Source organism: Sphingomonas sp. BL-S-28, assembly GCF_055521515.1.
The window spans coordinates 605,326-630,572 of the sequence record NZ_CM145483.1 but is presented as its reverse complement, the minus strand read 5'-3'; the positions used below and the strand labels follow the sequence as shown (position 1 = coordinate 630,572).

18 protein-coding genes are annotated in these 25,247 nt (G+C 64.4%); 3 read left to right on the top strand and 15 right to left on the bottom strand.

The features are described from left to right. Positions 1-5: 5 nt before the first annotated feature. From ACZ1JC_RS02655 to ACZ1JC_RS02635, 5 genes are all read right to left on the bottom strand, one after another. A complete protein-coding gene (locus ACZ1JC_RS02655) occupies positions 6-299 on the bottom strand; it encodes a DUF3325 domain-containing protein (protein WP_465139447.1) in 294 nt (97 codons plus the stop codon). Then, positions 296-1,900, bottom strand: coding sequence for a PepSY-associated TM helix domain-containing protein (locus ACZ1JC_RS02650; RefSeq protein ID WP_465139448.1), 1,605 nt, complete (start codon positions 1,898-1,900; stop codon positions 296-298). The genes ACZ1JC_RS02655 and ACZ1JC_RS02650 overlap by 4 nt, the downstream gene beginning before the upstream one ends. Continuing rightward, positions 1,897-2,160 carry a hypothetical protein gene (locus ACZ1JC_RS02645; protein WP_465139449.1) on the bottom strand — a complete coding sequence of 88 codons (264 nt, stop codon included), beginning with the start codon at positions 2,158-2,160 and terminating at the stop codon, positions 1,897-1,899. Before ACZ1JC_RS02645 ends, ACZ1JC_RS02650 begins: the two co-directional genes overlap by 4 nt. Positions 2,161-2,210: 50 nt before the next feature. Then, entirely contained in the window at positions 2,211-4,481 is a 2,271-nt protein-coding gene (locus ACZ1JC_RS02640) for a TonB-dependent siderophore receptor (protein WP_465139450.1), read from the bottom strand. Between the two features lie 167 nt (positions 4,482-4,648). Further along, complete coding sequence (locus ACZ1JC_RS02635; protein WP_465139451.1) at positions 4,649-4,873, bottom strand: hypothetical protein; 225 nt, start codon at positions 4,871-4,873, stop codon at positions 4,649-4,651. 314 nt (positions 4,874-5,187) lie between these two features. Here ACZ1JC_RS02635 and ACZ1JC_RS02630 point away from each other — a divergent pair, with 314 nt between their 5' ends. Further along, positions 5,188-6,492, top strand: a complete 1,305-nt coding sequence (locus ACZ1JC_RS02630; protein ID WP_465139452.1) for a sugar porter family MFS transporter — start codon at positions 5,188-5,190, stop codon at positions 6,490-6,492. Positions 6,493-6,609: 117 nt separating this feature from the next. Here the strand turns inward: ACZ1JC_RS02630 and ACZ1JC_RS02625 are convergent, their stop codons facing one another. The 5 genes from ACZ1JC_RS02625 to ACZ1JC_RS02605 form a co-directional block, all read right to left on the bottom strand. Beyond that, entirely contained in the window at positions 6,610-7,257 is a 648-nt protein-coding gene (locus ACZ1JC_RS02625; protein WP_465139453.1) for an outer membrane protein, read from the bottom strand. Positions 7,258-7,421: 164 nt separating this feature from the next. Continuing rightward, on the bottom strand, positions 7,422-8,624 hold the full coding sequence (locus ACZ1JC_RS02620) for a glycosyltransferase family 4 protein (RefSeq protein WP_465139454.1): 1,203 nt from the start codon (positions 8,622-8,624) through the stop codon (positions 7,422-7,424). Between the two features lie 83 nt (positions 8,625-8,707). Next, positions 8,708-10,360, bottom strand: coding sequence for a capsular polysaccharide export protein, LipB/KpsS family (locus ACZ1JC_RS02615; protein WP_465139455.1), 1,653 nt, complete (start codon positions 10,358-10,360; stop codon positions 8,708-8,710). A 20-nt stretch (positions 10,361-10,380) separates the two neighbouring features. After that, on the bottom strand, positions 10,381-11,229 hold the full coding sequence (locus ACZ1JC_RS02610; protein WP_465139456.1) for an inositol monophosphatase family protein: 849 nt from the start codon (positions 11,227-11,229) through the stop codon (positions 10,381-10,383). Between the two features lie 44 nt (positions 11,230-11,273). Continuing rightward, positions 11,274-12,482: a DUF2279 domain-containing protein gene (locus ACZ1JC_RS02605; protein ID WP_465139457.1), complete on the bottom strand. Its 1,209-nt coding sequence runs from the start codon at positions 12,480-12,482 to the stop codon at positions 11,274-11,276. Positions 12,483-12,656: 174 nt separating this feature from the next. On the opposite strand from ACZ1JC_RS02605, the gene ACZ1JC_RS02600 reads away from it, so the two are divergent. Together ACZ1JC_RS02600 and ACZ1JC_RS02595 are read left to right on the top strand one after the other, a co-directional pair. Continuing rightward, positions 12,657-13,667, top strand: a complete 1,011-nt coding sequence (locus ACZ1JC_RS02600; protein WP_465139458.1) for a phytanoyl-CoA dioxygenase family protein — start codon at positions 12,657-12,659, stop codon at positions 13,665-13,667. 268 nt (positions 13,668-13,935) lie between these two features. Beyond that, a complete protein-coding gene (locus ACZ1JC_RS02595) occupies positions 13,936-14,970 on the top strand; it encodes a KpsF/GutQ family sugar-phosphate isomerase (RefSeq protein ID WP_465139459.1) in 1,035 nt (344 codons plus the stop codon). 244 nt (positions 14,971-15,214) lie between these two features. Here ACZ1JC_RS02595 and kdsA read toward each other — a convergent pair whose 3' ends face one another. The 5 genes from kdsA to ACZ1JC_RS02570 all read right to left on the bottom strand — a co-directional run bounded on the left by kdsA (position 15,215) and on the right by ACZ1JC_RS02570 (position 25,104). Continuing rightward, positions 15,215-16,057, bottom strand: a complete 843-nt coding sequence (gene kdsA, locus ACZ1JC_RS02590) for a 3-deoxy-8-phosphooctulonate synthase (RefSeq protein WP_465139460.1) — start codon at positions 16,055-16,057, stop codon at positions 15,215-15,217. A 129-nt stretch (positions 16,058-16,186) separates the two neighbouring features. Then, positions 16,187-18,664 (bottom strand): EAL domain-containing protein, encoded by a 2,478-nt coding sequence (locus tag ACZ1JC_RS02585; protein WP_465148476.1) that lies wholly within the window; start codon positions 18,662-18,664, stop codon positions 16,187-16,189. Between the two features lie 200 nt (positions 18,665-18,864). Continuing rightward, the gene (locus tag ACZ1JC_RS02580; RefSeq protein ID WP_465139462.1) at positions 18,865-20,475 is read right to left on the bottom strand and encodes a peptidase dimerization domain-containing protein; all 1,611 of its coding nucleotides are present in this window, start codon (positions 20,473-20,475) and stop codon (positions 18,865-18,867) included. Between the two features lie 11 nt (positions 20,476-20,486). Next, a complete protein-coding gene (locus tag ACZ1JC_RS02575; RefSeq protein ID WP_465139463.1) occupies positions 20,487-22,109 on the bottom strand; it encodes an amidohydrolase in 1,623 nt (540 codons plus the stop codon). A 124-nt stretch (positions 22,110-22,233) separates the two neighbouring features. Beyond that, positions 22,234-25,104 carry a TonB-dependent receptor plug domain-containing protein gene (locus ACZ1JC_RS02570; RefSeq protein ID WP_465139464.1) on the bottom strand — a complete coding sequence of 957 codons (2,871 nt, stop codon included), beginning with the start codon at positions 25,102-25,104 and terminating at the stop codon, positions 22,234-22,236. Positions 25,105-25,247: the final 143 nt, after the last annotated feature.

The window sequence follows — 25,247 nt, the reverse complement described above, 5'->3', positions numbered from 1 at the left end:
GAAGGTCATTTCGAACGCCGTGACCGGTCAGCCTCGGTGGGGGTGAGGTTGAGAAAGAGGAACACGGCAGCCGCCCCGAAGCTCAGCGCGCCCAGCCAGAGCACCCCGCCGTAGACAGCGCCTTGTGCCGCGAAGGCGAGCACGAAGCACAGCACCACTCCCGCCCATGCCAGACATTTCAGCACGCGCTTGCGTTCCGGTGACGGGCGGGCACCAAGGCGTTGTTGGTAGTGCTGGCCGCTGGCAAGGCCGAACAGCGCGAACGCGGCGATGGCGCAGAGAAGGCAGAGAATCGTCATTCCGCTGCCTCCAGCATGGGTGCACGCGTTGCAGTTGCCGGTGGACGCTGGCGCCTGGGACGGCGCTCCGCCGGGCGATAGGTGTGGACCCGCCACGCCGTCGCCAGAAAGGCCGTGCCGAAGACGATCAGGGCAAAGTCGATGCCCGCCAGCACGAAGTCTCCCGCCGCCAGCGTCGCCGGAAGGCCGCGCGGCGTGGCCAGCATGTCGTAGAACGGGATCGTCGCCAGCAAGGCCCCGGTGGCCGCCAGCAGCACCGACCAGGCCCGTCCTTCGCGCAGTACGCCGGCAATACCGAGTGAGAGAGCCCAGGCGATGAACAGCGTGTGGATTTCCCAGTCCGCGCGGCCTTTCATGGCCAGCGGCAGCACCCGGTTCGCCCAGAGCATCGCGGCGATGCCGAGCGGGAAACCGCCGACCACGGCCACGTTGAGCCAGGCCACGATGCGAAAGCCCAGATGCGGGCGTGCGGGATTTGGCAGTTTCTCGCGCCGCTTGACGGTCCAGAGCACAAGGCCGCTCGCCACCATCAAAGTGCCGCCCACGCCGCAAAGGAAGTAGAGCCAGCGCAGGCCGTAGTCCGCGAAGCGCCCGGCATGGAGGCCGATCATCGCCCCCGCCGTCACATTCGCGCCGCCCGGTGGCGGAGACTGCCAGATCACCGCGCCGTCGGTGCCGCGATAGGTCACGGATGGCGTGCGGGATGACAGCATGGAAGTGTTCGCGCGTGAGACGGTTACGGTGGCGGCAGCGTCTCCGGGTTCTGCTACATTGATGGAACCGGCCGGTCCGCCCAGCCGATGTTCGGCATCGCGGACCAGGCGGGTGATATCGGTCAGGGGGGCAGGATCACCGGTGCGCAGGGGGTCCTCGACGTGCGGGAACAGGCGGTCATAGAGCTTTTCGGGATCGGCATAGTTGGCGACCGAAGCCCATGGCATCAGCATCGCCATCAGCGTGACCACGCCGGTGTACGTGATCATCAGGTGAAACGGCAGTGCCAGCACGGCGGTGGCGTTGTGCCCGTCCAGCCATGAACGCTGGCCCTTGCCTCGGCGCAGGGTGAAGAAATCCTTGAAGATCTTCTTGTGCGTGACGATCCCGGTCAGGATCGCGACCAGCATCGCCATCGCCGAAATGCCCACCAGCCAGCGTGCCCAGAGCACCGGCATGTAGTGAAGATCGAAATGGAAGCGGTAGAAGAACTCGCCGCCGCGCGTTTCGCGGGCGACCGTAGGCTGGCCGTCCGCGCCGATCAGCGCCTGATTGTCGCGGCTGCGGCGCCCGCCGCGTCGGCCCCGTTCCTTGCCCGGTTCCGGCTGCGGCTGCCAATAGACTTGCGCCCCGGCCGAACGGTCGCTGGGCATCGTGATGTACCAGCTTTTCGCGTCCGGTGCCTTGTGCTGGAGGAAGCGCTGGGCCCCGGCGAGTACGGTATAAGGCTGCTCGATCCGGTCCAGTTCCGGGCGCATCCAGCGGTTCAGCCCTTCTCTCCAGAAGGCCATTGTACCGGCCGCGAAGATGACGAACAGCACCCAGCCGAGCAGCAGGCCCGACCAGGTGTGCAGGAACGATTGCGATTGGCGGAAGCTCTTGCTCATAGCCGTCCGGTTCCCATGATCGAAAGCCAGGTCAGCCCGCCGGCAAGGGCGCCGGCAAGCGCGAGTGTCCACACCGCGCGCCAGCCGCTGCGGGCGGCGAAGGCCCACATCGCTGCGCCTGCGCAGAAGGCGAAGGCGACCAGCGTTGCCGCCACCGTCGCCTCCGCCCGGTCGCCGGGCAGCAGCCGCGCCAGTGCCATGGCCCAAAGGCTGGCGACGGCATATCCCAGCGGCACGGCCGCCAGGATGCGCAGGGTCATGTCGCCCCGCCGCCGCCACGCCTCCGCACGGTTGCTGCCCGACGTAGCGCTCACGGGTAGGCGAACCGCAGCGTGGCGAAGACGGTGCGCGGGCTGCCGAAGTAATTGCCGCGACCGGTGGAGGAGATGCGCGCGTAATAGGTCTTGTCGAACAGGTTGTTGACGTTGACCGATAGCGAGATGCGCTCGTCGAAATCGTACCCGGCGCGCAGGTCCACCACGGCATAGCTGCCCTGGCGCACGATGGTGGAGCGGGTGGTGACGACGCCCGCCGCATTGCGAACCGCCGGATTGCCGCCGTAAGTCGAGCTGAACCACGTCAGCGCGCCGCCCACGCTCAGGCCATTCAGAGGGCCGCTGGGCACCTTGTAATTGGTGAAGGCCTTCACCGAGTGCTTCGGAATGATCGGTACCAGCGGCAGCCCTTCGAACTGCGCATTGGCATCTTCCAGATACTTGGTCTTGGTGAAGCTGTAGCCGCCGTTGATCCGCCAGCCGGGCAGGATCTCACCCGCGGCCTCCGCCTCGAACCCGCGCGCGCGGACCTTGCCGATCTGCAGCACGACGGTGGCGTCGTCCGGATCGTTGAACAGGCGGTTGGTCTGTTCGATCTGATAGGCGGCGGCGGACAGCAGCAGCTTGTCGTTCATCAGCGAAAGCTTGGTGCCCAGTTCGTACTGCGCGCCGACCAGCGGTTCGATCTGCCGCCCATCCGGACGCGCGCGGCCTGCCGGGGCGGCCTGCGGCGTGAAACTGTCGGCATAGGAGCCATAGAGGTTCCAGTCCTTCGTCACGTCCCAGACAAGGCCGGCGTAAGGCGTGAAGCGGGCATCGATGGTATAGCCGGACTTCTTGCCCAGCACCGGCAGCAGCGTCTGCGTATCGGTGTCCCACCAGGTCAGGCGGCCGCCGCCGATGGCTGTCAGCCCTTCCACCGGATTGAAGCGAAGCTGGCCGTAGGCGCCGTATTGCTCAACCTTGGTGTCGCTGCCGCCATAGCTCTGCAGCACGCAGTTGACGGGGGCAGGGGTGATGACGGTGGTGCTGTTCGGGCAAGTCGCGCCGGTGCCCTGCACCGGATAGTAGGGCAGCGGGCCATAGGGATTGAGCGGCGGCTCCAGCGGCGAAACCGGATCGTAGACGTCGATCCGCGCATAGTTGGACAGGCGCGTGAAGTACGACTGGTACGAACTGCTCTGATAGTCGACGCCCAGGATCAGTGTGTGGTCCCGCCCGAACGCGGGGAAGCTGCCCACCGCGTTGAAATCGAAGGCATGGGTCTTCATGAAGCTGTCGCCACGATAGGCGATGTGGTTCGTCACGCCGTTGGTGGGCGTTACCGGCTGGTTGCCGATGTAGCTGTAGACGTCGACACGGTCGGTATCGGTGTAGAGGCCGCTGGCACGCAGGGTCCACCGGTCGCTGATCTGATGCGTAACATCGGCGAAGACCGACCAGATTTCCGATTTGAAGCGGTTCCAGTCCGCGCCGAGATAGGTGGAGCGCGGCACGTCAAGCAACTGGCCTTCGCTGCCGTCCCAACCGCCAGCGATGCCGGGCAGGCCGGACTGGATAGCGGGCTTGAAGCGATCGTAATTGACGCCGAAGGTCACCGTCGTGCGCGAGCCGATGTCGACTTTGCCGGTGCCGAACACCGCCAAACGATTGCGGTGGGCGACGTCGAAAAACTGGTCCTGATCCTGCACCATGGCGCCCGCGCGCACGGCCACGCCCTGCGTCAGCGGTGCGGAGATATCCAGTTCCCCGCGGAAGTTCTGGTAGCTACCGTAGCCCAGCGAACCTTGCGCCTTGAATTCGTCCAGCGGGCGCTTGCGCACCATGTTGATGCTGCCGGCCGGGTTGCCCGATCCGCTGAACAGGCCCGCCGGTCCGCGCAGCACTTCCAGCCGGTCGTAGAAGAACAGGTCCGGCACGACGGCGGGGAAGTTGAAGGAGAGGGTGGGCGTGCCGTCGATCAGGTAATTGCTGATCGCGAAACCGCGCGACATGTAGGACGGGTCTTCGCTGCCGACACCCGTAACCGTGATGCCCGGCGTGGCGGTCAGCGCGTCTTCCAGCGTGAAGAGATTCTGCGCCTGGATCTGCTCCCGATCCACAAGCGTGACAGTATTGGGAATGTCCTTCAGCGGGGTGACCGTCTTGCCCACCTCTCCGCCATAGCTCTTGCCCAATACGATGATGTCGCCTTCACTGTTCCGTTCTGGCGCCTCAGCAGCTTCTTCGGACCACGCCTGCGCGGGATACATGGAAAGGATCGCAAGGCCGAAGGCCCCGGCCGAGTTCAACAGTCTGTTTTTCAATGGGTCGCTCCCTGATTCGCAGGGGCGGATACAGCGATTGCTATCGCGAGTCACTCGCAATATGGCTTGGACAGCAAGCCTTGCAATGTAGCAACGCATTGATACGTATCAGCAATGTTCCGCAAATGTTGCCTCCAACGGTCGGGGGTAGCGGGGAAGCGGACACGCTATTTCAGGCGGCGAACTACCGCCCGGCTTATGAAAAAGACGGCTATGACAATGAACAGAGTGGGCAGGAAAATCGGAATGCGATCGATGAGTCCGCTTCGCTTCGGCCCTGCATCGCCCATCACGCGGGCTAGATCGAGTATCAGGACGGGTACGCCAATGGCCGCGGCTGAAATGCAACCGACACGATCTTCGGGCGGCAAGCCTTCGTAACTCTCACTCATCACCACCACCTACCACGCACATCAATGTCAGCAATGTCGGCGAAAACGCGCCCCTATACCTGGGCCCCTGTGCCTGGTTCGTGTCCGTTCAAACCTGTACTCATTTCCGTTCAGGGCGGGCGAGGCCGTTTGGGATTGACGCTCCGGCCAATTCCCAACTTGATCGCGGCATGATTCACGATGGACTCGGAAGATGCGTCTCCTAGCGAATTGCCTGAAGATGGATGCGATTGACCAACTGGCGAAGTCCGCTTAGCCCGTACGGTGAAATTATAACGCAAAATTAAAAATTTAATTGGGATGGGCATGTCTTGATGAATTCTACGCTGTTTCGCGGGGTGCTGGTGGGGGCGTTGGCCGGACTGTTGTTCGGCTTCGATACGGCGGTGATTGCCGGCACGACGGAGGGCATTCGTACGGCATTCGGACTGGACGCCACCGGCGTTGGCATTACCGTTTCGAGCGCGCTTTGGGGCACCTTGGCCGGCGCGCTGCTGGCCGGTGTTCCCGGGGATCGCTTCGGCGCACGCGCTTCGCTGTCGGTGATCGCACTGCTCTACCTCATTTCGGGCATCGGCTGTCTTCTGGCGCCGAACTGGCCGGTGCTGCTGGTCATGCGTGTGCTTGCCGGTTTCGCGGTGGGGGCATCGTCCGTGCTCGCGCCGGTCTATATCGCCGAAATCGCTCCGGCCGAGCGGCGCGGGATGATGGTAGGGGCGTTCCAGCTCAATGTCGTGCTGGGCATACTTGTCGCCTATCTCAGCAACTACTTCGTATCCAGCCTGCAACTGGGCGCATTGGACTGGCATGTGAAATTCGGCGTTACCGCCATTCCGGCGGTGCTGCTGCTGGTGATGATGCGCACGATCCCGGACAGCCCGCGCTGGCTGTTCGCCAAGGGGCGAGAGGGTGAGGCGGCGGCGGTGCTCGGCAGGCTGGGCAATGCGGACGTTGCGGGCGAGATGGAGCGCTGGCGGCGGGCCGAGGGGGCAACCCATGCCCCGCGCCTCAGCTGGAAGCGGCATCACCGGCCGATGCTGCTGGCGATTGCGATTGCCGGGTTCAACCAGCTCTCAGGCATCAACGCCATCCTCTACTATCTCAACGACATTTTTGCGGCCGCTGGCTTCAGCGGCGTTTCGGCAGACCGGCAGGCCATCGTGATCGGCGCCTGCAACTTGATCTTCACGGCACTGGCGCTGACGGTGATCGACCGTATCGGCCGCAAGACGCTGTTGCTGATCGGATCCGTGGGGCTGACGGCCGCGCTAGCTGGCGTGGCGGTGATCTTCTCCAGCGGCACGCATCAGGACTGGCTGCTCTGGCTGCTGATCGGCTTCATCGCCTTCTTCGCCTTTTCGCAGGGCGCAGTGATCTGGGTCTATATCAGCGAGATCTTCCCGACCGACGTGCGCGCCCGAGGGCAGAGCCTGGGATCGTCGGTCCACTGGTTCATGGATGCGGTGATCGCCTTCGGGTTCCCGCTGGCGGCAGCCCATGCGCGGGCCCTGCCGTTCTGGCTGTTCGCGGCGATGATGGCGCTGCAATTCGTGGTGGTGGCGGTTTTCTTCCCGGAGACCAAGCGGCGTTCGCTGGAAGCCATCGGAGAGGCTATGTAGCGATCCGGCCCAGATTGGCGATCCGGGCGGTGCTCCCTGCCGAGGGGGTAGCGACGATTGCCAGCCGGCAGGGAGCGCGCGCGGAGACGGGGGCGAATGCCTCCGTCTCGGCAGGTGCTATTTGAAGCGGACGCCCACGCCGCCCATGATGCGCTGGCGTGCGGTGTGGCCGTGATAGTCCGAATAGACGTACTGGGCGTTGAGGTAGACCGGCATCCGGCCCTGCGTCAGCGTATATTCCACGCCGCCGCCGACCTGATAGCCATCGGCGCGATAGTGGTCGTAGACCAGCTGGTTGCCGTCCGGCGCATCGATCCGGCGGCGCTGTTCGGAATTGACGTAGCCGCCCTTGGCGAAGACCAGCAACTGCGGGGTGAACAGGTAACCCGCGCGAACGGCGGCGCCCCATTCCTCGAACGCCTTGTGGCAGATGCTGTTGTCGTCGGGGAGCGACTGGCAGTTCTGGTTCCAGTTGTTGGCGCGCCAGTAGCTGCCTTCGGCGCCGATCACGATCCTGTCGCCATACATGCCGTCAAAACCGACCGTGGCACCATAGCCGAACTTGTCGTTGTGCGTCCCTTCGGACTGGAAGCGGTCGCCACCGAAGTTGCCTTCGACGCGGATGCCCCGGAACGAGGTGCCGTTGCTGCTGGTTGAGGTGGAAGAAGATGAGCTCGTGGTGGTGTCCGTATCCTGGGCCGCAGCCGATTGAGATGCGATGCCTGCGATCATCACCGCAGCGAGCGTGAGGGATTTGGTAATCATGGCCAACTTCCTTTGGTTGTCGCTAGCTGCCCAACCGGAAAGGCGAAGATTTGGTTTCATTAAAATTAGTCGCAGAATGGGTATTGGCGCCAATCTGTGACGGATAGGCCACACCGTAAAGCAGGCCTATTCTAGCCCTGAAGCCCGCAGAATTCTGCGTTTTATTATGCTTTTCCGAGCGTTGCCAACCAAGGGGCCACCAAAGCCATATGATCGCCCCAGTCAGGCGTCGGGAACTTTTCCAGCGCAGCGATTTGGCGGCTGCGATCTGTGCTGTCGAGCATATAGTCGCCGGCGGCAGCGGCCCATGCGGCGGGATCGTCGGCATCCAGAAGCAGCGGCACGCCGGCCGCAATTTCGTGATAGATCGCAAGGTCCGCAGCGATCACGGGCGTGCGGCGCAGCATGGCCTCCAGCACGGGAAGGCCATACCCTTCCACCTTGCTGGGCATCAGCACGGCGCGCGCGTGGGTGATCCAGGCGTCCAGTTCCGCGTCGTCGCAGGAACCCAGTTCGATCACCCGCCCATGTTCCGGCGCAGGTTGGTCGAGGCGGGCGAATGTCGCTTCCGCCATCCACCCGCGCTGCCCAACGAGCACGAGGTCCGGCGTGTCGGGGCCAAGCTTTGCGCGCAGCTTGTCCCACGCATCGAGCAGCAGCATGTGGTTCTTGCGCCCCTCTATCGTGCCGATCGAGAGGAAATAGGGGCGGGAATGCGGGACGGCGCTGCCGCTTGGCGCAGCCGGCTCGATGCCGAGATGGGCGACCAGTTGGGCGGGATTGGCGATGCCTTTCTGTACGGCAAATTCCGTCAGGGCCCGGCCGGTATCGGCGGAATTGAGGATGATGCCATAAGCGCTGCGCAGGGCATTGCGCATGCGGACGGCGTGCTTGTCCTTCTCACCGGGGCGGCAGAATTCCGGGTGGGTGATGGGGATCAGGTCATGGATCAGGTAGACCGGGCGCAGGCCGCGCTGTTGCAGCCATTCGGGAAGGCTGTCCACATGAAGCCCGGTATGGCCGACATTCAGGTAGATCCGCCCGGCAAGGTCAGGCCCCGCCAGCATCGCGCGGGGTATCGCCCGCGCCAGCAGCAGGACGAGGCGCCGCTTGTCCAATTTGCCGATACCGTCCATCAGCAGCGCGAACAGGCGGTCGCTATCTTTCGGCCCAAGCACGATCCGGCGATCGCGCCATTGCAGGAACGCGCAGGACTGGCTGGCGAAATGGTCCAGATAGGCCAGGCACACGCGGTCGATGCCGGTTGGCAGCCGCCCGCGCCAGAGGCGCCAGATCAGGCGGCTGACATCGAGAACGATGGGCCGCGAGGCAAGGCTGTCAGTTCGGGAGGAGCGGGCTTCTGGCAAGATCTGGTCCGGTCGGGGAGGTGCCTCGGGAGCGGAGGCGCTTAGCAAGTGGCTGCGCCGATTGGCAAGCGATGGAGCCGATGTCATCGCCGCCCGAGCAAACGGTTCAGCCGGCCCTGCCATTCGCGCAGCCAGATCTGCGGCGAACGGACGATGGCCTGACCCGCTGCGATGCGTTCCACCAGCACCTCCGCCTCGCAGGGCAGGCGGGTGACCGGATCGAGATAGCGCGGATAGAGGATGAGCGTGGCCGCCACCAGTTCGTCCAGCGTGCGGCGGCGCGTGCGCCGGTCCGGCACCGGGCCCAGATCGCGCGTGAGGCCCCAGCCGGCATAGAACGGCACGCCGTGGGTGACGACCTCACGCCCGCGCATCAAAGCCTCGAACCCGGCCAGCGAACTGATGACGTGAACGGCGTCGACGCGGTCCAGCAGCGCCGCGATCGAGGAAGTGCGGTCTATCTCGTCCGCGAATTCCAGCGCCTGCGCATCGGGTACGTGGCCCTTGCGGTGGCCGGCCTCCACATCGGGATGCGGCTTGAAAATGATGCGCGATCCGGGTTCCTGCGCGCGGGCCCGGCGCAGCAGTTCGAGATTGCCCAGCCCACCGCCGCCGGTGAGCACGGCACGGTCATCCTCCACTTGCCCGGTGACCAAAACAAGCCGGCCTTCCCGCCGACCATCTTCGGCGGAGGCGGCCCGGTTGCTGTCGTTCTCGTACTTGCTGATGCCGGCCTGCACGAGCCGCCGACGCAGATCGGCGGCCCGGGACAGCATCGGGGCATCGATCTCGGCGGTTTCCAGCAGGGTTTCCAGCATGCTGGCCTGCGCGGGATCGAAATGCGGCCCCTGCGTATCGACCACGATCGACAGCGGCGGCACGCAATTGGCGCCTAGTCCGGTCGAGCGGATCATGCCGTCCTCGATCTCGCCGACGGGCACGCCCTTGGCTTCCAGCGCGGCAATGGCCGCAGGATCGCTGCGGGTGATCCAGGCGAGCGCCTGTGCGCCGGGGGTGGACACGTTCTTGCGATCATGCGGCACCGGGCCGGACCCGGCCCACAGCAGATTGTCCGCCGTGATCCGCTTCCAGCGCGCAATACCAAGCACCGATGCGACCGTGCGGTTCGCATCGATAAGCGCGCGCCAGCGGCCGAGGATGGTGATGGCTTCGAGGGCGTCTATCTCGCCGCCGGTGAACGGGTTGCGGTAGGTCCAATGCTGGCACAGTTCCCGCGCGATCACGGGCCCCAGCGCTTCTGGCTGGGCAAGCGCGGCGAAGCGGCCCGCGCCGACCACGGTAAGCGGCAGGCCAAGAATGGCGGCAATCAGCGCGATCTCGTCATCGGCCGAGGCAATCACGTGGCTGGCGCCGGCGCAGAGATGCCATGGATCGATGCCGGCCGGCAGGCTGGGGACCGCCTCGGAACCGGCTGGGCCGACCGAAACGGCGCGATCGAGCAGCCCGGCCGCGCGGGCGCTGGCCACGCAGGCAGACAGACCTTCGGTTGAAGAGGCTGCAAGGATCACGTCGCGGGCGGCTGCGGGCGCGGGCCACGCGCCCCAGAACGTCCCGCCCACCCGCGACTGCTGCAAGGCGGCCACCAGCCTGTCGGCGATGGAAAGGTCTGCCGGCCCAGCCTCTTGCCGTTTGGCGCCTTCCGGGCGCGGCACGGCAAGCGGCTGGGCGCGGTGGCCGGGGAAGGGGGGGATGCGCAGGAACGGAACGGTGTTCATGGAAATATCGGTCGCGGGGGTCACAACGTTACATTCGCCTTGGTAAGATCGTAACCCAATTCTTCAAGCCTGCGCGCCACTGCATCCCACTGTCGGGGGGAGGTAGCGGCGATCAGGCCCTCGGCATTTTCATCGCTGCGATAGGGCGCTCCGTTCGGCCGCGCGGCGCGCCCGCCGGCGGCGTTCAGGAAGACGATGCCCGCCGCGTGATCCCACGGCAGCGTGCGCGTGAACAGCGTGACGTCGTTGCCGCCGGTCGCGATGCGCGGGTACTGGTCGGCGGCGCAGCGCGGGCTGTCCACCACCTCATGATCCAGCGCCAGAGCCGCGATCATTTCCGCACGGAGGGTCCGGTCGGCGAACAGGCGTGTCACGGCAACCAGCGGGCGTTCGCGTGCGGGTTCCGGTACGGTGAACGCCTCCCCGTCGATCCAGGCACCCCGGCCCGCGCGCGCGGCGCAGAAGCGGCCGGAGAGCGGATCGAAAATCCAGCCGCCCACCGGCAGTCCATCCTCTACCAGGGCGACCAACATGCCGAATGGGCCCTGGCCCGCGGCAAAGTTGGCCGTGCCGTCCAGCGGGTCGATCAGCCATGATGTGCCGCTGCGGAGGCGCTGGAGCAAATCGGGATCGGCATGGACCGCCTCCTCGCCGACGATGCCGGCGCCCGGGATCAGTGTTGCAAGCCGGTCGGAGAGGATTTCTTCGCTCTCGCGGTCGGCTGCGGTGACGGGTTCTTCTCCGCCTTCATCCGCGCCGGCCTTGTCGATCAGGACGCGCGCGTCCGCCGTGCGAAAGCGCGGCATGATCGCCAGCCGCGCCGCATCGCGCATGGCCTGTTCGACCGCGTGCGAAAGCGGGTCCGTCATCTTGTCTTCCCGTCGGTTGCCGGCGGGCAGATAGGTTCGACCGATCAGAAGTCGAACTGTCCCGTGGTGTCGTATCGCACCGAAGTATAAGGGATCTGGACGTAGTCAAGCACCGAGTAGGCCATCCTGCCGATCTTCGACCGCGAATTCGAGAAGAGAAGTTCGCCAAGGTTCAAGCCCACGCCGACGAAGAGATGGCGCTTCGGTTCCTTGCCCGCCGCACGATCTTCGTTGAGGAAGTCCGACGCGAAATAGCCCACCTGCAGGTCGACGAAACGCAGCGGGGTGTTGTGCAGCTTTTCGAAGCCGGCGCCCTTCAGCGAGAACATGTAGCGCTGCTGCGCGTAGTGCGGCTTGCCCTGGATGCTCCAGATCTTGTCGTTGGGAATGATCTCCACCTTGAAGGAGAACTTCTCCTTCATTCCCGGCACCGTATTGCGCAGCACGGACAAGGCGGCGCCGGCGATGTTCATCGACACATCCTGAAGCGAATAACCGCTGTCCGGCTCGATCGCGTCCGAAATCTCGTTGAACGCCATCAGGCCAGAGGCGATGATGGCCGCGGTGATGGCATCGCCCTGCGATGCGCCGGTTCGGTTGTGAATGCGGTTGTGCAGGAATTCGGCGATCAGATAGGTGTCGAACGCGTGGGTCAGCTTGTCGACGCCGATATTGTCGGTGTTCTTGCCGAAGTAGCCTTCGTCCTTGAAATGGAACGGCACGGGGTCTTCGAAGAACTTGTGCGCGCTGACGGCCATGAAATAGCCGGTGAACAGCAGGGTTTCGGTCTTCACCGTGCTCGCCTGCGCGAAGAACCCGTTATAGGGCGCCTCACTCCGCGGAAGATGGTCCGACCAGCGCATCCGGGGCGGCTCAGGCGCATCGGCAATGCTTGGCGGCCCGACTTCGCTCTGCGGTTCGGCCGGCAGGGTTCCGGCGGCGAAATTACCGGCTTCCCCGGCAGGCATCGCAGCGACGAGGGCAGTGACTTCGCTCGAAACTCCCGGCGCGTCACTATCGGAAGACAGGTGCGCGAGATTCCAGCTTATCGGCTCGATGCCGATAAGCGGCTTTGGCGAGATCAAGGGAACGGGATTTGCCGCCTCGGGCAAGCTGACGGCCGGGGGCCCATGCGGCTTGGAAATAGGGTTTTGCGCGCCGTCCGGTGAAGCTGAAACTTCGGCAAAGGCGGGTGTGGCGGCGATTGCGCCGATAAGCGCCAGAATGGTCCCTGCGCTTGAGCCTGTGGTCATCTATATTCGTCGCCTTGCACAATGCTTCCGCACTGGCCGATGCGACGGAACTGGCATTCCGTGCGACGGACTCCGCGAAAGAAGTTGCCAAATACCCCTTGTTGGGGCCATTGAGCGATCCGAAGGATTGGTCCTGTTTTCATGATTGTTTTCAAGTCGGTCAAGTTATTCTTTATGTTCCCGATCTGGGTAATCCAGCTTGGAACGGGCGCGAAAAGTTTCCTGGACAATCCCCTGATCGGCTCCCAGCGGCTGAATCGGCGCGGCCTTCACCGGGCGCGCGTGCAGCTGGCCGGAGCGCTTTGCGCTTGGCGTCGGAGGCGACTCGCCCGACATGTTCGCGCCGATTGGCGTGAGGCGTTCGACCGGGACGGCTTCGTCGCGATTTCCGATTTCATCCCGCCCGAGACTTTCGCTGCACTGCGGCAGGCAATCCTCGATTATCGGGGAGAGGCGCGCGAAATGCAGCAGGGCGATGCGGTGACGCGCCGGCTCGCGGTCGATCCGGACATGCTCGCCGCGATCCCCGAATTGCGTCGACAACTCGATCGCGACGATCTGCGGGCGCTGTTCCACTACGTCGCCAGTTTTCGCGTCACGCCGCTGCACTATATCCAGACGATCGTCACCCATGACGAGGGCGATCATGTCGACCCGCAAGAGGCGCTGCACGCCGACGCATTCCACTCATCGCTGAAGGCGTGGCTGTTTCTGAACGCGGTGGAGCCTGACGAGGCGCCGTTCACTTACGTGCGCGGATCGCATCGCCTGACGCCCGAGCGCATGGATTGGGAATATCGCCGAAGCCTGGCCGATCCGCGCGAGATGAGCCGGCTTACCGGGCGCGGTTCGCCCCGCGTCGGCGAAGAGGAGCTTGCGGCGATGGGGCTTGCGGATGGTGAGGCGCTGGCGGTTGCCGGCAATACGCTGGTCGTGGCCGACACCATCGGGTTTCACGCACGCGGGGCATCGGTACGGCCGATCGAGCGGGTGGAAATATGGTCCTATGCCCGGCGCAACCCGTTCCTCCCATGGTTGGGCGGAGACCTGCTGAGTCTGCCCGGTATCGCCGAACGCCGGGTGGGATGGGTATGGGCGGCACGCGACCGTCTGGCAGGCTGGATCGGCCAGCCCTGGCGGCCCGTGGGCCTGCGCACTCCTACCGGCGATCCGCAGAAATCCTGAGGTTTACCCCGAGTCGAGCCATTCTTCCGTGCATTCAATGGCCGCAATTCCGTTTGCGAGGGACGCACCGGGAATTGCGACGAAGCGGGCGGTCTAAGGGTTTGAGGGGATTTACATACTGTATTGTGAGAGTTACGCAGTAATTAGTTGGAATTGCCGTCCGTTAACCTGGTTGGCTGACGCACCCTCTTTTATTTCTTCTTTTTTGCAGGCCTTTTGCGGGGACCGAAATTCTTATCTTCCTTTGAAGCGTAAAGGGGAGTTCATTTTGGCATCTTCAGTGGTCCTGAAGGCCGTAGGGGCAAGCGATAGGGTTCTGGCGAGGGCGCGCGATGTCATCCGCATCGAGGCGCGAACGCTCGATCATCTGGCTGCCTCGCTCGACCGGAATTTCGTTTCAGCCTGCGAACTCCTCGGGCTCGCAACCGGCCGCATCGTGGTCGCCGGCATCGGCAAATCCGGCCATGTCGGGCGCAAGATCGCAGCGACGTTGGCGGCAACGGGTTCACCCGCGATCTACCTTCACCCCGGCGAAGCGGCCCATGGCGATCTGGGCATGGTCGTGGAGGGCGACGTCATCCTGGCGCTGTCCAATTCGGGCAATACCGCCGAATTTCAGGTGCTCTTCGATCACGCCGAACGGCGCGGCATCCCCGTGGTGGGCTTCACCTCCGGCGCCGGCTCGATGGTGGAGCGCCGCTCGACCGTGTGCGTGCTGATGCCGCTGGCGAAGGAGGCCTGCACTTCGAACATCGCACCTACCAGTTCCACCGCGCAGCAACTGGCGCTGGGCGATGCGCTGGCCATGGTGCTGATGGATGCCAGCGGCTTCTCCCGCGATGGCTTCAAGGAACTGCACCCCGGCGGGACGATCGGCTTACGCCTCGCCTCCGTGGGCGAACTGATGCACGGGCAGGACAAGCTGCCGCTGGTCGATCTGGACCTGCCGATGGAAGAAGTCATCTCGCAGATGACCTCCATGGGGTTCGGCATTGCCGGGGTGGTCGATGCGGCGGGGCGATTGGTGGGCATCATCACCGATGGCGACTTGCGCCGTCATTTCCGGGCGCTGGATCAGCTTTGCGCGCGCGACGTGATGACGCGGCGGCCGAAAGTCGTGCGCACCGGCATGATGGCCGAAGATGCGCTGCGCTTCCTGAACGATACCAAGATTTCCTGCGCCTTCGTCATAGCCGACGACGAGGAGCGCTGCATAAGCGTGGTGGAGGAAGGTTTTGCGACCGGAAACCAGCTTCCGGTCGGTATCATCCACTTGCACGACTTCCTGCGCATAGGCCTTTGACGCCCACAACGGTGCTTGCGTCAAAGGCCTGAGAGAACGTTTGAAAATTCGCGAAATGCGAATTTTGCTGCACCGGCCCTCTCCCCCACCCTACCACCCGCAGGATACTACCGATGGGTGGTAGGCCCCCTCAGCGAAAAGGTCCCCCGGACCTTTTCGTGTTCTTCGGAACGGGAGAGGGCCGGTGCCGCCTCAAAAATGCCCCTGCGGGCATTTTTCAAACGGACTCTGAGATGGCCCCGCGTTAGTCGATTTCCAGCGCCGGGAACTGCTTCACCAGCCGGTCGATCGCCTGCATCTGTTCGAGGTAGGGCCTCAGCTTGTCGAGCGGCAGCGCGCAGGGCCCGTCGCAAAGGGCCTTGTCCGGGTCCGGGTGTGCTTCCAGAAACAGTCCGGCGATCCCCACCGCCATGCCGGATCGGGCCAGCACGGCCGCCTGCGTGCGCCGCCCGTCGGCGCTCGATTCACGGCCGCCCGGACGCTGCAGCGCATGGGTCGCGTCGAAGACGACGGGGGCCATGGCTTTCATCTCGTCCATGCCCAGCATGTCGACCACCAGGTTGTTGTAGCCGAAAGCACTGCCGCGCTCGCACAGCAGGATCTGGTCGTTGCCGGCTTCCTCGCACTTGCGGATGATATGGCGCATTTCGTGCGGCGCGAGGAACTGGGGCTTCTTGACGTTGATCGCCTTGCCGGTGCGGGCCAGCGCGACGACGAGATCGGTCTGGCGCGCAAGGAACGCCGGAAGCTGCAGAATGTCCGCCACCTGCGCGACGGCTTCCGCCTGGTAAGGTTCGTGAACGTCGGTGAGGACGGGCACGCCGAAACGTTCGCGCACTTCGGCCAGCACTTCCAGACCGGCTTCCAGGCCGGGGCCCCGGAATGAATTGATAGACGAGCGGTTCGCCTTGTCGAAACTGGCCTTGAACACATAGGGGATGCCGAGTTCGCCGGTCAGCCGCGCGAATTCGCCGGCAACTTCCAGAACGATGTCGCGGCCTTCGATGACGTTCATGCCGCCGATCAGCACCATCGGGCGATCGTTGGCGAAAGTGACGCCTTGGGCAAGGCTGACGGCAGTGGGCAAGGGCGCTTCCTCGTCTGGCGGGCAGGGCTGCCCGGAGCATGGTCTATCCGGCTCTCAGCAACCGCGCGGCGATGGTGTCAAGCCCGGAGCACCTCGCCGGTGTGGACGCTGCCATCAGGCCGCAGCCTTTTACGACAGGCTGCCGGCGTCCAATTCCAGCTCGTTCAGGTTCACGCCGTTCAGGCTGACTACGGCCTGTCCAAGGCTGGGTGCGGATTGCGGCCGTCCGAACAGGAAGCCTTGCACCTGATCGCAGCCTTCCGCCTGCAGCAGATCGACATGCGAATGTGTCTCCACGCCCTCGGCCAACACCGGCACGTCCAGGCTGCGGCCCAGCGCCAGCACCGCGCGGATGATCGCGCGTGCCTGCGGCCGTTCGTCGGACCCGGTGACGAAGGACTTGTCGATCTTGATCTTGTCGAACGGGAAGGAATTCAGCGTGTCGAGCGACGAATAGCCGGTGCCGAAATCGTCGATTGCGATGCTGACGCCCATGCTCTTCAGCTTGCGCAGGATATGCAGGGCCCGCACCTTGTCACCGATGATCGCGGTTTCGGTGATCTCCAGTTCGAGCCTGCGGGGCGAGAGGCCCGTTTCCACCAGAATGCCGGCAACGATCTCGGGCAAGTTCGCCTGACCCAGTTGAACGGCGGAAAGGTTCACCGCCACCATCTGGTGATCGGGCCAGCGGGCAGCTTCCCGGCAGGCTTCGCGCAGCACCCATTCGCCGATCGCGAAGATCTCGCCCGTCTCCTCGGCAATGGGGATGAAGTCGCATGGGGTGACCAGACCGCGAACCGGATGCTGCCAACGCACCAGCGCTTCGTAGCCGTTGATGCATTCGTCCTTCAGCGAGCGCTGGACCTGATAGAGGATCACCAGTTCGTTACGCTCGGCGGCACCGCGCAGATCCGCCGCCATCTGGCGGCGATGGCGTGCGCTCTCGTCCATGCCCTTTTCGTAATAGCAGATGCGCTCGCCCAGGTTGTCCTTGGCGCGGTACATCGCAAGGTCGGCGTTGTTGCACAGCTGCTCGCGGTCCTGCCCGTCGTCCGGATAGGCGGCGACGCCGAGGCTGGCCTTGATGACGAAATCGCCCGCGGCCGATGCTGTCGCGCCATTGAAGCAGGAGGCGACGCGGTGGACGAAGTCCGCCAGTTCGTGCGTTTCGCGGAACAGGATGGTGGCGGCGAATTCGTCCCCGCCAAGCCGGGCAGCGCCTTCGCCTTCCTGCAGGGCCCCGCTCAGGGCGGTTGCCACGGCCCGAAGCGCCTCGTCCCCTGCGGCGTGTCCACGTGAATCGTTGATTTCCTTGAAACCGTCGAGATCCAGGACGACAAGGCCCAGCCGTTCTCCGGAATGGGCGGCGATCGCTATGGACCGGTCTACCAGGGCATTGAACTTGCTGCGGTTCGGCAGGCCGGTAAGGCCATCGTGCAAGGCAAGATGCTGGATGTGGGCTTCGGTCTTCCGCTGCTCGGTAATGTCGTCGAAGGTCGAAACCCAGCCGCCATCGGGCAGGGGGCGGGAACGGACCGAGACGATGAAGTCTTCGTATTCCGAAACGTCCGGCGCGTGGGTGCGGCCTTCCAGCGCGGCTTCCAGATTGTGCAGCACCTTCGTGACGCGGTGGTCCAGTTCGCCGGCCGGCGCCCGCTTGCCGATGGCGACGCGGGCCATCTCGCGCATGGTCATGCCCACCTGCATTTCGTGCGGGGCCATGTGGTACATTTCGACGAAGCGCTGGTTCCACAGGATCAGGCGGCCGTCGGCGCCGAACAGGCACAGGCCCTGGTGCATGTTCTCCAGCGCCATGTCGAGCCGGCGGCCCACGAGTTCGACGCGTTCGCGGTTGAGACGCTCGGAGTTGCGGCGGGTGATTTCTGCACGGCGACTGACCATCGCCGCAGTAGCCGCTATACCCAAAGTGCAGGCGGCGACGACGAAGACCCACAGCGACATCGCGCGGGGGGACATCATCGTTTCCGGCGAAAACTCGGTACGCGAGGGGATCAGGGAGATCGCGGTCATGCCGGTGAAGTGCAGCAGCACGACGGCAAGCGTCATCAGCCCCGCCGCAGCGGCCCCGGTTCGCAAGGTCTGCCCTTTTAGAGCAAGCGGAATGGCCAGAAGCAGCGGCGCGATCGCAAGCACCAGCGAGGCCGCCACATAGCCCTGATTCCAGCGGATCACCGCCGGCATTTCCAGCGCGGCCATGCCCACGTAATGCATGGTCGCCACCCCGCCGCCCATCAACGCTGCGCCGAGGGCGATGCCGACACGGGTATTGAATTGGGAGGCCAGGACAAGCGCGGCGATCGAGGTAGCCAGCACGATGGCCAGCGATGCCACGGTTCCCGTCAGGTCGTAGCCGAAGACGAAGCCCGGATTGTAACCCAGCATGGCAATGAAATGGGTTGCCCAGATGCCCAGGCCGGCCACGAGCCCCGCCGTTGCCAGCCATCCGATGCGCCCGTGCCCGTGCGACCAGCGGACCTGCCGGCATAGTCTGACGGTCCCGACCGTAGACAGCACGCAGACCAGCGCTGCCAGCAGGACGAGGGGCGAATCATGTTCGTCGCGAATGCAATGCAGAATGGGAAGCATTTGACTTTCTTGGGAATTTGCGACCTTCCCGAACTATACTCCGGGTAATTCCGGTAGAATTGGTTAACCGGCAGGAAATTTCCAGTCGAAACGCCAGCGATGCTGCGGAGATTTGGGGGAAAAGGCCGGCCGGGGCAGTCTGTCGGGTGGGATGGCCCCGGCCGGTCGGCGCTGGTGAAGGTCAGCGCGCGCAGGTTTCGTTACTGGGCATCATATTTCGCAGCGTCGTAATCGATGCCGAGCTGCTTCAGATAGCTGTCGTACTTCTTGGGATCGTAGTACCGGCCCTGCATCAGCGGCCGCATTTCCTGCATGGTGCGGGCATTGCGGTCGATCGCGGGCATGTCCGTCGGCGCGATCAGCGGGTCGTACTTCTGGTCCTTCAACTGAACGTCGTGGAACCAGGCCTTGGCATCGGTGATGATCTGGGGCGTGGTCATGAGATCCAGCACCGTCATCGCCACGGCCTTGGCGCCGACAACGGTGCCCTTGTGCGCGATCGGCGTCGCCATCGCCATCGCGGCGGTGGCGTGGTGGAAGATCACGTTGGGGATGTTGGCGGGGTACTGGATGGTGACGGTCGGCACCGTCCACATCACATCGCCGATATCGTCCGACGCGCCGAACCCGACCTTGCCGCGCAGTTCCGGCGTGGAGAGCGGGGCTACCTTGTCGGGTAGTGGTTCCACCTTCAGCTTGTTGTGGGTCTGCACCGCCTTGGTGAAGGCCTGATCGGCGGCCGACCACTGCGGCATGCCGACCGTTTCGATATTGGCGTAAAGCGCCTCTGCCAGCGGGCGGTTGGCATAATTGGGCGCCGCGAAGCCCAGCACCTTGCGGGTGACGGTGGTGCCGGTGCCCAGTGCCGCCGCATCGGCGATGGTGTTGCCGGTTTCGTAGAGCGTGCGCAGCGATGCGAAGTCATGCTCGCGGAAATAGTACCAGTCCACCGCCTTGTCGGGCACGACATTGGGCTGGCCGCCGCCATTGACGATCACGTTGTGCGACCGCTGGCTGACCGGCAGATGTTCGCGCCGGAAGTTCCACATGACGTCCATCACCTCCACCCCATCGAGCGCGCTGCGCCCGTCCCACGGCATCGCGGCGGAGTGGGCGGTCTTGCCCTTGAACTGGTATTCGACCGAGATCATGCCGTTGAGGCCCAGATCACCCCAGCCGGTGCCGAACCCGGTGCCGACATGCGCGAAGATGGAGGCGTCCACGTCCTTGAACACGCCCGCGCGCACGTAATAGGCCTTGGTGCCCAGCAGTTCCTCGGCCACACCGGGCCAGAGCATCAGACGGCCGGGAATGTGGTGCTTCGCCATCACCTGCTTGGTGGCAATGGCGGCGGCGACCATCAGCGGCATGCCGGAATTGTGCCCTTCGCCGTGCCCCGGTGCGCCTTCGGTCAGCGGCTTGAGGTCGGGCGTGCCGGGCATCTGAGAGACGCCGAGCAAGCCGTCGATATCGCTGCCGAGCGCGATTTTCGGGCCGCCCGTACCCCACGATGCGGTGAAGGCAGTGGGCACGCCGGCGATGCCGCGCTGGATCGTGAAGCCGTTCTTTTCGAGGATGCCGATCAGATATTCGCTGGTCCGCTGCTCCTGAAAGCCGGGCTCGGCGAAGCTGAAGATCTCATCCACCATGACCTGGATCTGCTTGCGCTGCACCTCGACCGCGTCGGCGACCTCCTTTTTCAGCGCGGGATCGGCAGCCGCCGAGGCGGGGGCGGGCGCAAGCGCCGCCCCCGCGAGAGCCCCACCCAGGAGGGACAGAGCGACACCGAGGGCTCTCTTATGCCTGTTCATGATGGCCGCCCTCACTTCTTCGCCGCAGGGGCAGGGGCAGGGGCGGCGGGGGCGGTCAGGGTCGGGTACTTGATGCCGAGCTGGTCAAGGTACGTATCGTACTTCTTCGGATCGTAGTAATACTTCTCCATCTGCGGGCGGTAGAGGTCCATGGCGCGCTTGTTCAGCCAGATCGCGGGGCCCTCGTTCTCGTTGAGGATCGGGTCGTACTTCGCCGTCTTTGCCTGAACGTCGGTGAAGTAGGTCTTGGCATCGGTGATGAGCTGCGGCGTCGTCATCAGGTCCAGCACCGTCATCGCCACGGCCTTGGCGCCGGCCTCCACGCCCTTGTGCGCGATCGGGGTCGCCATCGCGAAGGCGGAGGTGGCGTTGTGGCCGATCATGTTGGGGATGTTGGAGGGGTAGCGGATGGTGATCGTCGGCACCGCCCACATGATGTCGCCCACGTCGTCCGACCCGCCGCCGATCGAGCGTTCGCGGTTTTCGGGGGTCGAGAGTTCCGCAACTTCGGCCTTTAGCGGCTCCACCTTGCGATCGTTCAGCGTCTGCGCGGCCTTGGCGAAGGCCTGATCGTCGGCGCTCCACTGCGGCATGCCCACCGCCTTGATATTGGCATAGGCGGCCTCCGCCAGCGGCTTGTTGCCGAAGTTGGGGGCGGCATAGCCGAGGATGCGGTGGGTGACGGTGGTGCCGGTGCCCATCGCGGCGGCATCGGCGATGGTGTTGCCGGTTTCGTAGAGCGAGCGGATCGTCTCGAACGTACGGTCGCGGAAATAGTACCAGATGCTGGCCTTGTCCGGCACCACGTTGGGCTGGCCGCCGCCATTGGTGATGACCATGTGCGAGCGCTGCGTCACCGGCAGATGCTCCCGCCGGAAATTCCACATGACGTCCATCACCTCGGCGCCGTCGAGCGCGCTGCGGCCTTCCCAGGGCATGCCGGCGGAGTGCGCCGTCTTGCCCTTGAAGTCGTATTCGACGGAGACCATGCCGTTGGCGCCCATCTCGCCGTACCCGGTCGAGAAATCGGAACTGACGTGGGCGAAGATCGTCGCGTCCACATCCTTGAACAACCCGGCCTTCACGTAATAGGCCTTGGTGGCGAGCAGTTCCTCGGCCACGCCGGGCCAGAGCATGAGCTGGCCCTGCATGTTGTGGTGGATCATCACTTTCTTCACTGCCAGAGCGGCGGCGACCATCAGCGGCATGCCGGAGTTATGGCCCTCGCCATGCCCCGGCGCGCCTTCGACCATCGGCATCAGCACCGGAACGCCCGGCATTTGCGAGACGCCCAGCACGTCGTCGATATCGCTGCCCAATGCGATCTTCGGGCCGCCCTTGCCCCATGTCGCGGTGAAGGCGGTGGGAATGCCGGCGACGCCGCGCGTCACCGTGAAACCGTTCTTTTCAAGGATGCCGGTCAGGTATTCGCTGGTCCGAACCTCCTGAAAGCCGGGTTCGGCATAGCTGAAGATCTGGTCTACCATGACCTGGATCTGCTTGCGCTGGGCGGCGACCTCGGCCTCCACTTCATCCTTCAGCGCCTTGGGCGCTTCGGCATGGGCGGCGGGGGCCAAGGCCATCGCGGACGAGGCGAGCGCCATGGCGGCGACGGTGCGGGTGAACTTGCGCATTATCGTATTACTCCTCTCGCGACCTTCGGAGCGTTTTCTAATCAGGTGGAACACCTGATGACTCGGAAAACGCGTAAAAACAAAAACCTAGAGCAAATTATCCGATGCAATCGGATCAACTGCTCTAGAATTCTACCTTTGCGGCAATGCGGAACGTGCGGCCCACCACTTCGTAACGGCTGCGGTTGGTCTGGGCGTAGGCGGGCACGTTGTTGCCGTCCGGCCCGTTGCCGACCAGCACCGGATCCTTGTTCAGCATGTTGTTGACGATGAAGGTCAGGTGCCCGGTGCCGTTCAGGGCGGGGAACTTGAAGTCCACCGAGGCGTCGAAATAGACGGCGCCGTCGATGTGGTTGTCGTTGATCGTGCGGTACTGGGTGGTGCTGACCGGGCAGTCGGTGGTGCACTCGATCCAGTCGTTGCCGTAGACGCCATTGGTGAAGCCGCGGGCGACGAGGTTGAAGGTCATCGGATCGATGTCGTAGAACGCGCTGACGCGGTAGACCCAGTCGGGCGAGGCATAAGTGCCGCCCGCCAGCACCCCGGCATAGTCGATGGGGAAGCTGATGCCATCGTCCACCACGTTCTTGATGTAGTGCGTGGCCTGCCCGTGCAGGCGGAAGCGGCCGGGCCCGATCGGGAAGGCGTAGCTGGCCTCGATATCGAAACCGCTGGTCTTCTGCTTCGCAAAGTTGATCGGCATCAGGTCGATCGTGCTGAGCGTGCCGTTCACGAAGTGGATATTGTCGCAATAGGGCGTGATGCCCTCGTCATAGCAGAGATCCACGGTCTGCTGTGCGGTGATCGATCCGATCGCCTTGTCGATCTTGATGTCGTAATAATCGAAGGAGGCGCTGAAGCCGGGCAGGAAACCGGGGGTGAAGACGCCGCCCACTGTCCAGGAATCCGCCACTTCGGGCTTCAGGTTGCGATTGCCGAAGGCGTTCTGGACGAATTGCTGCGATCCGGTGACCGGGGTTCCGGCATCGTCGGGAATGATGACGGTGTTGGTGCGCGCGGTACCGGCGGCGAACAGTTCCTCAAGGTTGGGCGCGCGAATGTCGTGGCTGATATTGCCGCGCAGGCGCACCGCGTCCACCACCTGCCAGTTGGCGCCCACCTTCCAGGTGCCGACCCAGCCCGAGGTCGAGTAGTGCGTCCCGCGCGCGGCGGCGTTGACGTTCAGCCCGTCGATGATCGGCACGTCGACTTCCAGGAAGCCTTCGTAGACGTCGTACTTGCCCTTGTTGACCTTGTAGTTCCCGTAGAGCCAGCCGGAAGTGTAGAGGTCGTCTACCGAGCCGTTGATCTGCTCGCGCCGCCATTCCACGCCGGTCGCGACCGAAAGGTTGCCGGCGGGCAGGGCGAAGAGCGGGCCGCTGATCGTCGCGGCAGCCACATCCTGCTTGATGGTCTGGTGGCGCAGCGGCTGCTGGCCGTTGTAGTAGATGTAGTCCAGCGCTTCCTGCGAAGGGCCATCGGTGCCAAGGCGGTCGATGGGAACGCAGCCGTTGCCGGGGTTGGTCAGGGTGGAGCGGCAGACGATGCTGCCGTCCGCCGCGAAGACCGCGTCCTGCGCATCGGCCATGCGGGCGTTGTTCCAGGTATTCACCAGCGCCTCGCGGCTCTTGGTCACGCCCTTCTGGTAATAGGCGTCCCAGTTCATCGAGTTGCCGAACAGGCCCAGGCTGCCCTTTGCCCCGCCGACGAAGCGGAAGACTTCGCGCTTGTTGTCGCTACCGGGGATCGGGAAACCGGCGTTGGAGGTGCCGATGGTGATCGAGGACAGGCCCTGCGCGGCCATTTGCGCGGCGACGGTGGGATACTGGCTCAACAGGTAGGCATTGTCCGCCTTGATGACGAGGCCGGTGCTGGGGGTCTGCTGATACGAACTCGCGCTCTTGGATCGGTTGTACGAGAACTGGCCGAAGATCTCGATATCGGGGGTGACATCGAAGCCGACGCGCTGAAACGCGCTGATGCGGTCATCCAGCGGCACAAGCGTATTGGTGCCGACATGGCCGGCCAGCGTCGTCTGCCAGTCGCCGCCGATCATCCACGGGCTGGAAACGGTGCCGTAAGTGAGTTGGTCCGTCTCACCCGCGCCCAGGAAGTAAGTGCCCTTCAGCGGACCACTGGTGATGAGGCCGCCCGCCGTATAGCCATTGGGACCGATCCCGCTGGCGACAAGGCGCTGGGGCAGGCCATTGGTGCCGTTGTAGGCGGGGTTGTTGATCTGGAAATAGCCGCTGTCGTTCCAGTCGCGGTTGATCCCTTCCTCCCGCTTCTGGTGGAAGTAGGACAGGTTGGTCAGCATATGCAGCCGGCCATCGAGCAGCGAGTAACCGGCCGTGGCGGAAACCCGATAATTGGGCGCATCGCCATAGGTGGAGATGCCGGTATCGGCGGCGAGTTTCACGCCCTTGTAACCGGTGTCGAGGATGAAGTTGACGACACCGCCCACCGCGTCCGACCCATAAGCGGCCGAGGCGCCGCCGGTGATGACTTCGACGCGCTTCACCAGATCCTGCGGGATCGTATTGATGTCGACCGTGCCGCCCACCGAGGAGGCGACGGAGCGCTGCCCGTCCACCAGCACCAGCGTACGGCCGACGCCAAGCCCGCGCAGGCCGATCGAGTTGATGCCCGCCGCCGCGTTGGACAGGCCGCCCGACTGGGTGCCGGAGGTGCCGCTGCCGGCGATCGCGGGCATCTGGTTCACGAAGTCGGAGATATTGGCGGGCGCCTGTGCGGCGATGTCGGCCTCTCCCAATACGGCGACCGGAGTGGGGGCGTTGTAGCCGTCCCCGACGATGCGGGTGCCGGTGACGACCACTTCATTGGCAGGCTGGGTATCGTCCGTCTGGGCGGCATCCTGGGCCATGGCCGGTGCGGCCAACGCGAACGGCACAGCGACCGAAGCCATGAGCAGCGAACGGCGTGCCCAGGCGCGGGACGAGGAAATCGGCAGCTTGGAACACTGCATCGAGCACATGGCAAAAACCTCCTTCGTGAACCTTCTCGCCGGAAGGCACCCTCGTCCCAGTGAGGTTTGAGAAGGACGAGCCAGATCGGCCGCCGGTTCGCACCGTCGGTCACAGCAAAGGCACCGCCCTCATTTGCGGTGGCCAGCCATGA

What these genes read in the sequence shown, in the direction of transcription:
- ACZ1JC_RS02655 (WP_465139447.1), bottom strand. Translation starts at nt 299, where the DNA reads ATGACGATTCTCTGCCTTCTCTGCGCCATCGCCGCGTTCGCGCTGTTC.
- ACZ1JC_RS02650 (WP_465139448.1), bottom strand. Translation starts at nt 1,900, where the DNA reads ATGAGCAAGAGCTTCCGCCAATCGCAATCGTTCCTGCACACCTGGTCG.
- ACZ1JC_RS02645 (WP_465139449.1), bottom strand. Translation starts at nt 2,160, where the DNA reads ATGACCCTGCGCATCCTGGCGGCCGTGCCGCTGGGATATGCCGTCGCC.
- ACZ1JC_RS02635 (WP_465139451.1), bottom strand. Translation starts at nt 4,873, where the DNA reads ATGAGTGAGAGTTACGAAGGCTTGCCGCCCGAAGATCGTGTCGGTTGC.
- ACZ1JC_RS02630 (WP_465139452.1), top strand. Translation starts at nt 5,188, where the DNA reads ATGAATTCTACGCTGTTTCGCGGGGTGCTGGTGGGGGCGTTGGCCGGA.
- ACZ1JC_RS02625 (WP_465139453.1), bottom strand. Translation starts at nt 7,257, where the DNA reads ATGATTACCAAATCCCTCACGCTCGCTGCGGTGATGATCGCAGGCATC.
- ACZ1JC_RS02615 (WP_465139455.1), bottom strand. Translation starts at nt 10,360, where the DNA reads ATGAACACCGTTCCGTTCCTGCGCATCCCCCCCTTCCCCGGCCACCGC.
- ACZ1JC_RS02610 (WP_465139456.1), bottom strand. Translation starts at nt 11,229, where the DNA reads ATGACGGACCCGCTTTCGCACGCGGTCGAACAGGCCATGCGCGATGCG.
- ACZ1JC_RS02605 (WP_465139457.1), bottom strand. Translation starts at nt 12,482, where the DNA reads ATGACCACAGGCTCAAGCGCAGGGACCATTCTGGCGCTTATCGGCGCA.
- ACZ1JC_RS02600 (WP_465139458.1), top strand. Translation starts at nt 12,657, where the DNA reads ATGTTCCCGATCTGGGTAATCCAGCTTGGAACGGGCGCGAAAAGTTTC.
- ACZ1JC_RS02585 (WP_465148476.1), bottom strand. Translation starts at nt 18,664, where the DNA reads ATGCTTCCCATTCTGCATTGCATTCGCGACGAACATGATTCGCCCCTC.
- ACZ1JC_RS02580 (WP_465139462.1), bottom strand. Translation starts at nt 20,475, where the DNA reads ATGAACAGGCATAAGAGAGCCCTCGGTGTCGCTCTGTCCCTCCTGGGT.
- ACZ1JC_RS02575 (WP_465139463.1), bottom strand. Translation starts at nt 22,109, where the DNA reads ATGCGCAAGTTCACCCGCACCGTCGCCGCCATGGCGCTCGCCTCGTCC.
- ACZ1JC_RS02570 (WP_465139464.1), bottom strand. Translation starts at nt 25,104, where the DNA reads ATGTGCTCGATGCAGTGTTCCAAGCTGCCGATTTCCTCGTCCCGCGCC.